We start from the raw sequence: 13,097 nt of genomic DNA, 5'->3' as shown, positions 1-13,097 counted from the left end.
TGCCGCGCGAGCCTCGATGCATGACGCGATGCTTCGCTAGGACGTCGAATCGGTCTCCGGCGTCTGATGCGATGGCAGCGTTCCGGGGTCCGGCGGCAGGGCGGTCAGAAGACGCGGGCCTTGATGGGCGCCCGCCATCCATACGGCTTGCCAGTCCGCTTCGCCGGCCGGCTGCGCGAGCAGCACGACGATGCTGTGCGCGGCCAGTTCCAGTTCGCTCCCGACGAGCGGTCTCTCGACAGCGTCGGGCTCCGCGCTATCCAGGAGCACGTTCCATTCCAAGTGCGGCGCGGGCGGTGCGAACGTGAGCGGCTGCGCGGAGCCGTTGATCATGAGCAGGACGACATCGATTTCGCCCGTGAGTCCCGGCCCCGCGCGACGCAGGACCAGAGCCCGTCCTTCCGGGTCTTGCCATGCTTCTATCGCAAGCGCGTTGCCGCGTTCGTCGAACCAGCTCACGTCGTAGAGGCCGGGCAGCACTTCGCGATCGCCATAGAGAAAACGCGTCTCGCGCAGCACCGGGTACTTTTTGCGCAGCGCGATCACGCGCGCGACGAACTCCGTCATTTCGACGCCGCGCGGGCTACGAGCGGCGTCCCAGTCCATCCACGAGATCTCGTTGTCCTGGCAATACGCGTTGTTGTTGCCGTGCTGCGTGCGAAGGAATTCGTCGCCGCCGAGCATCATCGGCGTGCCGAGCGACAGCAGCGTCGTCGCGAGCATCGAGCGGGCAACGCGTCCGCGGATATCGAGAATCGCGGGATCGTCGGTCGGACCTTCCACGCCCCAGTTCGCGCTGCAATTCTCGTTGTGGCCGTCGTTATTGCCTTCCTGATTTGCTTCGTTGTGCTTCTGCGTGTACGCGGTGACATCGGCGAGTGTGAAGCCGTCATGCGAAGCGACGAAGTTCACGGATGCCCACGGCTTTCTGAAGCGGCGATTGAACAGTTCAGCCGAGCCGGTCAGACGCGCCGCGAGATCGGGGCGCGTGCCTGCATCGCCGCGCCAGAAGCGCCGCACGCCGTCGCGGAACTTGTCGTTCCATTCGGCGAAACCGGGTGGATGATTGCCGACCTGATAGCCATCGGGACCGATATCCCACGGCTCCGATATGAGCTTGCGCGTCGAGAGAATGGGATCTTGCCGGATTGCATCGAAGAAGCCGGAGCCGGGATCGAAGCCGTGGCCTTCGCGCCCGAGGGTGACGCCGAGATCGAAACGGAAGCCGTCGATGTTGAACGCGGTGGACCAGTAGCGCAGCGAGTCCATCACCATTTGCAGCACGCGCGGATGCGAGAGATTGACCGTGTTTCCGCAGCCTGTATCGTTGATGTAGTGCCGTTCGTCGCCGGGAACGAGGCGATAGTAGCTGGCGTTGTCGAGCCCGCGCCATGAGACCGTCGGCCCGAGTTCGCTGCCTTCGCAAGTGTGGTTGTAGACGACATCGAGAATGACTTCGATGCCTGCCGCGTGCAACTGGCGCACGGCGATGCGCATTTCGTTGAGCCGATGCGTCGACAGATACGACGGCTCGGGCGCGAAGAAGGCGGCGGTGTTGTAGCCCCAGTAATTGCGCAGTCCGCGTTCGACGAGAAAGCGGTCGTTGAGAAACGCATGCACGGGCAGAAATTCGACGGCCGTGATGCCAAGCTTTTGCAAGTGCTCGATGAACCACGGCGATGACAGTGCCGCGAACGAACCGCGTTCGTGCTGGCGGATATCGTTGCGCTTCATGGATGCACCGCGCACGTGCGTTTCGTAGATGATGGTTTCGCCCCACGGCGTATCGGGGCGCACGTCGCGGGACCAGTCGAAGGCGTCGTCGGTGACGATGCATTTGGGCATGGCGGGCGCGGAGTCGCGCCGGTCCATCGACATGTCGAGGCGATTCGAATGCACGCGATAGCCGAAGAGGGCGTCGGACCATCGCCAGGGGCCGACGAGTTTCTTCGCGTAGGGATCGAGCAAGAGCTTGTGCGGATTGAAGCGATGCCCTTGCTGCGGCTGATAGGGACCGTGGGCGCGGAATCCGTAGACGGTGCCGGGATGTGCGCCGGGCAGATAGCCGTGCCAGACTTCGTCGGTGCATTCGGGCAGGTCGAAGCGCATCAACTCCTTGCGGCCGGTGCTGTCAAATAGACACACCTCGATGCGGTGAGCATTCGAACTGAATACCGCGAAGTTGACGCCGAGTCCGTCCCAGTTGGCTCCGAGCGGGTAGGGGGCGCCCGGGAGTAACTTATCGGGGAGTGCGTTGGGCATGGTTTGCTATTTTTTCTGATGCGCTTGGCGGCGCTTGGGGGTCGGCCTTCTCGGGACGTTGAACTTGTATTCGTGTCGACCTATTGGCTCGCCCCTCCCCGGAGCGACCTAATAGACCGACACGAAATTACTAAGCCCATAAAAACTCAATCAGCCCGCAAAACAATAGTAGCCAAAGGAGGCAAAGTCAGTGCAGCAGACTGCTGCCGCCCATGACTGAACATGTCATCGGCATGAATAACCCCCCCGTTCCCGGTATTCGACCCACCATAGACGGAAGCATCCGAATTGAGCACTTCACTCCACCGCCCGCCGCGAGGCAGCCCAACGCGATATCCCTCCCGAGGCACCGGCGTCATGTTGCAAACCACGACCAGCTCGCGCCCCTCGGCATCCGTCCGCCGATAAGCAAACACACTATTGGCGTTGTCATCGCCGACAATCCACTCGAACCCCCGCGGATCGCTATCGAGCTTGTGCAACGCAGGCTCGCCCACATAGAGCATATTCAAATCGCGCACGAGTTTCTGCAACCCGCCGTGGAACGGATCATCGAGCAAATGCCAATGCGGCGATGCATCGTGATTGAATTCCGCCACCTGCCCGAACTCACCGCCCATGAACAGCAGCTTCTTCCCCGGATGCGTCCACATGAAGCTCAAATAAGCCCGCAAATTAGCGAACTTCTGCCACCGGTCCCCGGGCATCTTTCCGATCAGCGATCCCTTCCCATGCACCACTTCATCGTGCGAAAGCGGCAGCACGAATCGCTCGGAATAGGCATACACCATGCCGAACGTGAAAAGGTGATGGTGATACTGCCGATACACCGGGTCTTCCTGCATGTAATGCAACGTGTCGTGCATCCACCCCATGTTCCACTTGAAGTCGAAACCCAGTCCGCCGCTCTCCACGCTCGCCGTCACGCCGGGCCATGCCGTCGACTCTTCCGCAATCGTGATCGCGCCCGGAATGTGCCGCACTTCCTGATTCAAGCGCTTCAGGAATGCAATCGACTCCAGATTCTCTCTGCCGCCATAGATGTTCGGCACCCACTCGCCCGCCTTGCGCGAATAGTCGCGATACAGCATCGACGCCACTGCATCGACACGCAAGCCATCGACGTGATAGCGCTTCAGCCACGCCAGCCCCGATGCGATCAGGAACGCGCTCACCTCGTTGCGGCCGAGGTTGTAGATCATCGTGTTCCAGTCCTGGTGATAGCCCTCGCGCGGGTCGGCATGCTCGTAAAGCGGCGTGCCGTCGAATTCCACGAGGCCATGCGCATCGTTCGGAAAATGCGCGGGCACCCAGTCGATAATTACGCCGATCCCCGCCTCATGCGCGCGATTCACGAACTCCGCGAATTGCTCCGGCGTGCCGAAGCGCGCAGAAGGCGCGAATTGCCCGAGCGGCTGATAACCCCACGAGCCGCCGAACGGATGCTCCGCCACCGGCATGAACTCGATATGCGTGAAGCCCATCGTCTTCACATACGGAATCAGACGCTCGGCAAGCTCGTGCCAATTCATGCCGCGATTGCCTTCCTCCGGCACGCGTAGCCATGACTCCGCGTGCGCTTCGTAAATGGCGATCGGCGCTTGCGGGGTCTGCTTCGCGCCGCGCGTGTTCATCCATTCATCGTCGGTCCATGCGTAATGATCGATGGCGTCGGCATCCGCCACCACCGATGCCGTCGATGGCGGCTTCTCGCTCTGCATCGAGCAGGGATCGGCCTTCAGCGGCAGCGTATGGCCTTCGCGCGTGACGATCTCGTACTTGTAGCGCGTGCCCGCGCCGATGCCCGGGATGAACAACTCCCACACGCCGGCGTTATGGCGCAGACGCATCGGATGACGACGGCCATCCCACGTGTTGAAGTCGCCGACCACCGACACGCGCCGCGCATTCGGCGCCCACACCGCGAAGCGCACGCCCGCCACGCCGCCATGCGTGATCGGCCGCGAGCCGAGACATTCGAGCACCGCATAGGGATCGGCGCGCGACAGGCGATCGAGCCACTCATCGGACAGCACGGGGCCGAAGGAGTAGGTGTCGTACGTTTCCTGCGGCGTGCCGTGCCAGTCGATCACCAGCCGATACGTAGCGGGACGTTCGACATAGCCCGCGAAAAGCCCCGCATCGTGGATGCGCGTGAGCTGGCCCAACGGCTCGCCGTTCGATGCATCGACGACACTTACACCGGACGCATTCGGCAGGAACGCGCGCACGACATAGCCGTGCTCGGTTTGATGCAGGCCGAGCATCGAGAACGGATCGGGGTGCCGCGCTTCCACGAGCGCATCGATGTCGAGCGGATTGAGGCCATGCGCCGGGTTACGCGTGTCCGATCCCGCGTCGCTACGGTTATTCATGGTGGGTTCCATCCGGATTGTCCTTGGTGGCGTCGGTCACGTGACGCGTGCCGGGCGCGGGCGGCGCGCCGGTGTCGCCGAGCAGCCGGCTCGCAAGCGATGCGAGACCGCGCAGCGGCAGGCCGATCCACGTCGGCCGGTTCGCGGCTTCGTAACGGATCTCGTAAGCGGCTTTCTCGATGAGGAAGAGATCGAGCAGGGCCGAGAAGACGCGCTGATCCGCAATCGTCTCGGGCGATGTCTCGATAGCCTGCCGGTACTGCCGCAGGAACTTCTCTTCGGCGAACGCGCGCATCCTTTCGAACAGCGCGCGCTTGCGATCGGCCGTCTGTGCAGGCGCGTTTTCGGTCGTCGGTTGCGCCGCGGCGCTCGCGTACGACAGCGAACGCAGCAGGCCGGCGACGTCGCGCAGCGGACTCGTTTTGCGGCGGCGCTCCTCGAGCGTGCGCGCGGGCTCGCCTTCGAAGTCGATCAGATACGCATCGCCTTGCGCCATCAGCACCTGACCCAGATGGAAGTCGCCGTGGATGCGCGTGCAAAGTGCATCGGCATCCGAAGGAACGAGCTTCTTCACGGCGTTGATCAGCATCTCGCGACGATCAAGCAGGCTTTGCGCGAGCCCCCGATCGTGCTCGTTGAAGCTCGCCGCCTTCTGCTCGAGGATGTCGAGCGCGCTCGTGAGCAGTTGCAGCGTGCCGTCCACCCAGCCCTTCACGTCCTTGGCCGTAGCACGGCGCGGCGAGAACGCTTCGTCATCGGTCGGCGTGGCGAGTGCGACGTGCAGTTCGCCGAGCCGCTTGCCGATGATGCCCGCGATGTTGCCGTAGCCTTCGAAGCCGCCTGCCTGCACGGCCTGGTCGGGCTTGGCGTCGTCGGTTTCGCCGGTGACCGCGAGTTCATCGACGACACGGCGCAGATAATCGAGCGCGTAGTTCCACGCATCGCCCTGATTGTCGACGAAGCCCTGCAGGATCACGAGCGTATGCGGCACGCCCTGCGGATCGACGCGCACCACTTCGCCATACAGCGGGCCGGTGTTCGCATAGCCGAGCTTCGTCAGATAGCGGCTCATCTCCGCTTCCGGATGAATGCCGCCGACCACGCGCCGCACGAGCTTCAGCACGATCTTGTCGCCGATCACGAGCGAGCTGTTGCTTTGCTCGGCCGCAAGCCAGCGGATTTCCGGCGGCGATGCCGGATTCATGTCGAGCTCGTCGAAGCGCTCCGTCGGAATGAAGCGAATCTCGCTCTTCTGCACGGTCGGCACCACGGCGCGTTGCTTGAGCTTGCGCAAGATGCCGTAGGTGAACTGCGGCACCGCGAACGCATCGGTGATATGGCCGATCGTACGGCCCCTGCGCACGCGAGCGAGCGCAAGCTGCATGTAGAGCGGCGAAGTCGTTTCCGTGCCCCACGCAATCGAAAGCGGCAGCACGTAACGCTCGGTGTGCTTGCCGACGTCCGCTTCGATCTCGGTGAAGGCGAAGCCTGCGCCTTCGATCGTCGTCAGCGCGGCGAGGCGCACTGCATGCAGCTTCTGGTCCTTCGACGCGAACCAGCGGCGCTTGCTGAGATAGCTCGGCAATACTTCGGATTCCAGAAGACGCACGTTCTCCGGCGTCGGTCCCGTTTGTCCCGCGCGAATGACCATTGTTACGAACTCCGGCAATTGCTCTGACGGCGCCTGCGACCATGCGGGCCGCATGTTGCCGGGGCAGAGCTGGAACCACAAAAAGCCATAGGGCGGGAAGGTCAGCAGATACGTTAGTTGGCCGATGGCGGGGAACGGCGAATCCGCCGTCATTTCGAGCGGCACCGAGCCCGCGAATTCCGACAGATCGAGTTCCACCGCTTGCGGCGCACGCGAGAGGTTCGCGACGCACAGCACCGGCGGCTCGCCTTCCAGTTCGCGCAAATACGCGAGAATCTTGCGGTTGCTCGGCTTCAGGAAGCGGATCGAGCCGCGCCCGAATGCATGCTTCGAGCGGCGCACCGCGAGCATCTTGCGCGTCCAGTTCAGCAGCGAATGCGGATCGCGGCTTTGCGATTCGACGTTGACCGCGTCATAGCCATAGAGCGAGCCCATCACCGGCGGCAGCACGAGTTGCTCGGGGTCGGCACGCGAGAAGCCGCCATTGCGGTCGGACGACCATTGCATCGGCGTGCGCACGCCATCGCGATCGCCGAGGTGGATGTTGTCGCCCATGCCGAGTTCGTCGCCGTAATAGATGACGGGCGTGCCGGGCATCGACAGCAGCAGCGAGTTGATGAGTTCGATGCGCCGCCGGTCGCGCTCCATCAGCGGCGCGAGACGCCGGCGAATGCCCAGGTTCAGCCGCGCGCGGCGATCGGCGGCATACGTGTTCCACAAATAGTCGCGCTCGGAGTCCGTCACCATCTCGAGCGTGAGTTCATCGTGATTGCGCAGGAAGATCGCCCATTGATTCGTGGCCGCGAGATCCGGCGTCTGACGCATGATGTCCGTGATCGGGAAGCGGTCCTCGCTCGCAATCGACATGTAGATGCGCGGCATCAGCGGGAAGTGGAACGCCATGTGGCATTCGTCTTCGTCGCCGAAGTATTCCTTGACGTCTTCCGGCCACTGGTTTGCTTCCGCGAGCAGCATCCGGTTCGGATACTCGGCGTCGATGGTCGCGCGAATCTGCTTCAGGATGGCGTGCGTTTCCGGCAGATTCTCGTTGTTCGTGCCTTCGCGTTCGACGAGATACGGCACCGCATCCAGCCGCAGACCGTCGATGCCCATGTCGAGCCAGAAGCGCATCACGCTGAGCACTTCCTTGATGACCGCAGGGTTGTCGAAGTTAAGGTCGGGCTGGTGCGAATAGAAGCGATGCCAGTAGTACTGGCCCGCAACGGGATCGTGCGTCCAGTTCGAAGGCTCCGAATCGATGAAGATGATGCGCGTCTCTTCGTACTTCTTGTCCGTATCGGACCACACGTAGTAGTTGCGATGATTCGATCCCGGCTTGGCGCGCCGCGCGCGCTGAAACCACGGATGCTGGTCCGACGTGTGATTGATGACCAGTTCCGTGATGACGCGAATGCCGCGCGCATGCGCTTCCTGAATGAAGCGCTTGACATCGGCGATCGTGCCGTAGTCCGGATGCACGTTGCGATAGTCGGCAATGTCGTAGCCATCGTCGCGACGCGGCGAGGGATAGAACGGCAGCAGCCAGATCGCATCGACGCCGAGTTCCGCGATGTAATCGAGCTTCGCGAGCAGGCCCGCGAAGTCGCCGATGCCGTCGTTGTTCGCATCGAAAAACGACTTGATGTGAACCTGATAAATGATTGCGTCTTTGTACCAGAGCGGATCATCGCTCAGCAGCGATGTCTTCTTATTGCGCTTCACCCTTGTATCCACGGTTTGCTCCAAGTGCTCTTAGTAGGCCATGTGCCCTGTTATCGGTTCACCGTCGTTCGGTGCGCGCATTCACTGTTCCCCGGCGAGCCGAGGCTTCGGCAAACCTCCGGCCGGCGAGATGCGCCAGATCGCGAAGGGCAGCGAATGGGGATTGAGCCGCACGTGTTGCCGCCGCCCGCGCCATTCGAAACGGTCGCCCGTCACCTGATCCTCGACCGCGATCGCGTCGCCTTCGTGCACGCCCCAGCGTTCCAGCGTCTTCCACGGCAGCTCGATATCCGCGCCCTGCTCGTTGAACGGATCGAGATTGATGGCGACCAGCACGACGTTATCGCCCGATGAGTTCGTCTTCTCGAAGAAGAGGATGTGATCGTTATGCGCGGGCAGGAAGTTCACGCCGAGATGCGTCTGCAACGCGGGATTCGCGCGGCGGATGCGGTTCAGCGCCGTGATTTCGCCAACGATGTTGCCCGGCCGGTTCCAGTCCCACGCCTTCAACTGATACTTCTCGGAATCCAGATATTCCTCGCTGTTGGGCAGTGCGGCTGACTCGCACAATTCGAACCCGCTATACACGCCCCAAAGTCCCGACAGCGTCGCCGCCAGCGCCGCACGGATCACGAAGCCGGGACGCCCCGAGCTTTGCAGGAAGCGCGGATTGATGTCCGGCGTATTCACGAAGAAGTTCGGGCGGAAGTAATCCTTCGCGTCGGTCTGCGTGAGGTCGTGCATGTACTCGATGAAGTCGCGCTTCGTCTCGCGCCACGTGAAGTACGTGTACGACTGCGAGAAGCCGAGCTTCGCCAGGCGATTCATCACGCGCGGCCGGGTGAACGCTTCGGCGAGGAACATCACGTCGGGATGACGCGCGCGCACATCGCCGATGACCCATTCCCAGAACGGAAACGGCTTCGTGTGCGGGTTATCGACGCGGAAGATGCGCACGCCCGCCGCGATCCAGTGCAGGAACACGTCGCGCAGCGCGAGCCACAGATCGGGCTTGGCGTCCTTCGCATAGAAGTCCGGATTCACGATGTCCTGATACTTCTTCGGCGGATTCTCCGCATAGCGCAGCGTGCCGTCGGGCCGCCAGGCGAACCATGTCGGATGCTCCTTGAGCCACGGATGGTCCGGCGAGCATTGCACCGCGAAGTCGAGCGCAATCTCCAGCCCATGTTCGTGCGCGGCATCGAGCATGCGCCTGAAGTCGTCGAGATTGCCGAGTTCCGGATGCACGGCGGTATGGCCGCCTTCCTTGCCGCCGATGGCATACGGGCTGCCGACATCGTCCGGCCCGGCCGTCAGCGAGTTGTTCTTGCCCTTGCGATTCGCGATCCCGATCGGATGAATCGGCGGGAAATACAGCACGTCGAAACCCATCTCGCGGATGCGCGGCATCTTGCCGATCACATCGATGAAGGTGCCGTGGCGGTTCTCGTCGTCGCTCATCGAACGCGGGAAGATTTCGTACCAGCTCGCGAATCGTGCAGCGGCGCGTTCCGAGTCGATGCGATACACCACCGGATCGCGCGACAGGAACGGCCGATGCCGCGCCGCAGCCACCGCTTGCGCCGTCGCCGGCGCAATCACGAGTTCGAGCTTGCGCGCGTCGTCGGCCTTCGTGAATTCCTTGACGATTTTCTCGAGCGGGGCGCTGTCCGAGTCTTCGACTGTCTTCACTTCCGCGAGGATCAGCGCGAACAGATGCTTCGCTTCCTCGACCTCGAGTTCGACGGTCTGCCCGGCTTTCAGCTTCTTCTGCATGTGATCGACGAGCGACGCGTAATCGTCGCGCCACGCCATCACGACGAACTCATGGCGGCCCACGCGTTCGAGCGGAATGCGCGCGGTCCACAGGTCGAGGCCGAGCGGCAGCACGGGCGACATCGGCGTTTCGTGCCATTCGGTCTCGTCGGCGGCGCGCCATTGCACGGCGGCGGCGATCTTGTCGTGGCCTTCCGCGAAGATCGCGGCCTGAATCTCCACCGCTTCGCCGACGATGCGCTTCGCCGGAAAGCGCCCGTGATCGACCGATGGCGTCACGCTTTCGATCGACACGCGCGGGGCGGCAATCGCCTCGGCCACCGATTTCTTGTCGGCCGCCTTCGCGCCGCGCTTCACTTGCGGCTGCGCGAGCAGTACGAACGGCTCCGCTTCGGCGCGGAACAGGCGCACTTCGCCCGCTTTCAGCGTGAGCGACGCGAGGCGTTCGGGCTTGGCGGCGGCATCGTCGAGGGGCGCAAAGCGCGTGTAGTTGCCGGGAACGCCTTCGAGCAGATGGCGCGTATCGACCTGCACGGGTGCGACGAGGTCCGGATTGATGACGATCAGCACCGCCGATTCGCTATGCCGCAAGTCGCCGCCCGCCGCGCGGATCAGCGCCGCGTACGGCGTGCCCGCGCCGGTCAGCGCGCGCAGTTCGCCGACGCCGGAAAGCGTCGCGGTTTCGCGTTGCAACTTGTTCGCGCGCTTGACCTGCGCGGACAGATCGAAACGCGCTTCTTTCTTCGCGCGCTGATATTCGGCGGCGACGCCGTATTGCTGCGACATCGGCAAGCCGACGCCATATTCGAAGCCCATCGGCACGAGCATGCCCGTGCCGAGCGCAGCGGCGGTGAAGAGCGCGCGGCAATAGGCGCGTTCGATGAGCGCGGTGTCGCTGGTATCGCTCAGATCCGCGATCAGGCGCGAGCCGTAGGGCTCTTCCGGAAACGTAACCGGCGGCGCAATGCGCGACAGCGCCGCGTGTTCATCGACGAGCCACGCGCTCTTGAAGTCCCACCAGCGCGTCGAGGCGAAGACGGCATCGAAGCCCGCATCGACGAGGCCGTGCAGATCATGGCGCGATACGCCCACGGTCCACGCGAGCCAGCGCGTGTCCGGATGTTTTTCGCGCACTGCCGCGCCGAGCCTGCGCCACACGTGAGCAGGCACGGCCTGCGGCGAAGCGAAGCGAAAGCCGCCGATGCCCGCATCGGCGATCAGGCTCAGTTCGCGCGCCCACCACGCGGTGAGTTGCTGCGCGGCTTCGCCATCGTTGAAGTTCGCATGCGCGACATCCCGCTGACTCGGCGGGCGGCGCGGATCGAGCCGCGCATCGGCGCTTTCGAATGGCTTGAACCAGTGCTTGTTCTCCTGATAGAGCCCGCCTTCCGCGCTCACGCGATCGATCACGATATCGACCAGCAGCGTGATGCCGTGCTTTTTCGCGGCATCGGCGAGTTCGCGCAGGCCGTCGGCGGCACTGGCGTTCGATTCAAAGACAGGATGCAGGCGATGATGATCCGCCACCGCTTCACGATGCCCGTTGCTGCCGGGCACGAACGGCGAGCCGATCAGAACGTGATCGAAGCCCAGCGCGGCCGCGTGCTCGAACTGGGCAGGCCAGTTGGCGAGAGGGCCGACGAGAAGGGGATCGATGAAGTAGATACGAGGCGCGTACGCATGATGAGCTTGATGGTTTTCCATCGTTCGTCTTTTCCAGAGTCGTCCTGCGGTGGCGGGGATGCGGGCAACGAAATCGCGATCACGCTCACGGGTCAAACTGGCTGAAGGGCCGGTCCGCACGTTTCGGCGCATCGCGCGCTTCGCGGACCCCATGCGAAAGCTCGGCGCCGTCGACGATGCAGGCCCGGGTCGCGTTTCGCGATGCAAATGGATCGGGCACGGCTGCCGCCACGGTCCAATGGGTTTCCAGCGGGCGTTGCATCGCCTGACAGCACGTTGCGTGCCGCGCCTTTTGCGTACCCGAACGGCGCGTCGTCACAGCGATACTATGCGGCAAGCCGGGGCGCATGTGGGACGCCCCGTTCGCATGCGGGTCAAAACGCTACGCGCTCTTCGCGACGAGCGGTTTGCCGTTGCGGTGCGCGTGGTCGGGAAGGGGTGTCTGCACGTCGGCCCGGACAGGCAGACGGCGCAGGCGCACGGCCGTACGGCTCGGGCGCAGGCCGGTGAGGCCGGAATACAGCGCGATCATCTTCGATACCGCCTCGCCCCAGCCGAAATCGCACGACATCGCGTTGCGCTGCATCGCGCGCCAGACGGGCGGACGCATGTACGCATCGAGTGCGCGGCCCGCCGCGGTGACGACGTCGTCGGGCGTTTCGCCGTCGAACAGAAAGCCCGTCGGCGCACGCGACGAGGCTTGCAGCGCGATGGGCGCGTCGTGCGTGCCGTCGCGGACATACACGGTTTCCTGCGGTGCGATGTCGGCTTCGTCGGCATCGACGATGGTATCGGCCAGTCCGCCCACGCGCGACGCGACCGGCAGCGTGCCGTAGCGCATCGCGTAAAGCTGGGTCAGGCCGCACGGCTCGAAGCGGCTGCCGTGCAGAAGAATGTCCGCGCCCGCGTGCAGCGCATGCGCGCGGCGCTCGCTATAGCCGATATGCACGCCGACGCGATCCGGCCACTCCTGCGCGAGCTTGCGGAATCCCTTCTCGATGTACGCCTCGCCCTGCCCGATGACCGCGAGTTGCAGGCGCGGATGCTTCTCCAGCAGACGCGGCAGCGCCTGAAGCACGACATCGGCGAGTTTCTGACCGGTCATGCGGCTGCCGATCGCCATGACCGGCGCGAACGGGTCGACCGGCAGGCCGAACATGCGCTGCAGCGTGCGCTTGCAGGCGTGCTTGCCGCGCATGTCGTCGAATGAATAAGTCCTTTCGATCAGTGGATCGATGGCGGGATTCCACGCGTCTTCATCGATGCCGTTCACAACGCCCGACAGTTTGTCCGCGCAGCTTTGCAGCACGCCTTCCATCAGGTGCCCGAAGCGCGGCGTGAGAATCTCGCGCGCATAGGTCTCGCTGACGGTCGTGATGCGGTCGCTATGAACGATGCCCGCCTTCATCAGACTCAGTGCGCCGTAGAACTCGATGCTCTGCGGATCGCTCAACGCATGCACGAGCCACTTCTCGGGCACGCCGAGCGAGCGGCCGAGCGACAGCGCGTAGTTGCCCTGGAACGCCAGATTGTGGATCGTGAAGACGCTCTTCGCCTGCACGCCGGCGTGCTTCATCAGGAGCGGCGTCAGGCCGCTGTGCCAGTCGTGCGCGTGGACGATGTCCGGC

6 protein-coding genes are annotated in these 13,097 nt (G+C 63.6%); all 6 read right to left on the bottom strand.

What is annotated here, in order from left to right; genetic code table 11:
- Window positions 1-36: 36 nt before the first annotated feature.
- The gene (gene glgX / locus BG57_RS24025) at window positions 37-2,262 is read right to left on the bottom strand and encodes a glycogen debranching protein GlgX (protein ID WP_035968822.1); all 2,226 of its coding nucleotides are present in this window, start codon (window positions 2,260-2,262) and stop codon (window positions 37-39) included.
- 146 nt (window positions 2,263-2,408) lie between these two features.
- Window positions 2,409-4,637, bottom strand: a complete 2,229-nt coding sequence (glgB, locus tag BG57_RS24020; protein ID WP_035968821.1) for a 1,4-alpha-glucan branching protein GlgB — start codon at window positions 4,635-4,637, stop codon at window positions 2,409-2,411.
- On the bottom strand, window positions 4,630-8,022 hold the full coding sequence (treS, locus tag BG57_RS24015; RefSeq protein WP_371875841.1) for a maltose alpha-D-glucosyltransferase: 3,393 nt from the start codon (window positions 8,020-8,022) through the stop codon (window positions 4,630-4,632). Before treS ends, glgB begins: the two co-directional genes overlap by 8 nt.
- Before the next feature lie 69 nt (window positions 8,023-8,091).
- Window positions 8,092-11,490 carry a maltotransferase domain-containing protein gene (locus BG57_RS24010; RefSeq protein WP_035968818.1) on the bottom strand — a complete coding sequence of 1,133 codons (3,399 nt, stop codon included), beginning with the start codon at window positions 11,488-11,490 and terminating at the stop codon, window positions 8,092-8,094.
- A gap of 64 nt (window positions 11,491-11,554) precedes the next feature.
- Complete coding sequence (locus BG57_RS33115) at window positions 11,555-11,731, bottom strand: hypothetical protein (RefSeq protein WP_160174748.1); 177 nt, start codon at window positions 11,729-11,731, stop codon at window positions 11,555-11,557.
- A gap of 120 nt (window positions 11,732-11,851) precedes the next feature.
- Window positions 11,852-13,097: glycogen synthase GlgA (gene glgA, locus BG57_RS24000; RefSeq protein WP_035968815.1), on the bottom strand; the 1,246-nt coding region annotated here is incomplete at its 5' end.

This window comes from Caballeronia grimmiae, assembly GCF_000698555.1.
GTDB classification, from domain to species: domain Bacteria; phylum Pseudomonadota; class Gammaproteobacteria; order Burkholderiales; family Burkholderiaceae; genus Caballeronia; species Caballeronia grimmiae.
Note: the sequence above shows the minus strand (reverse complement) of the source record. Positions and strands in the feature narration are given on the sequence as shown.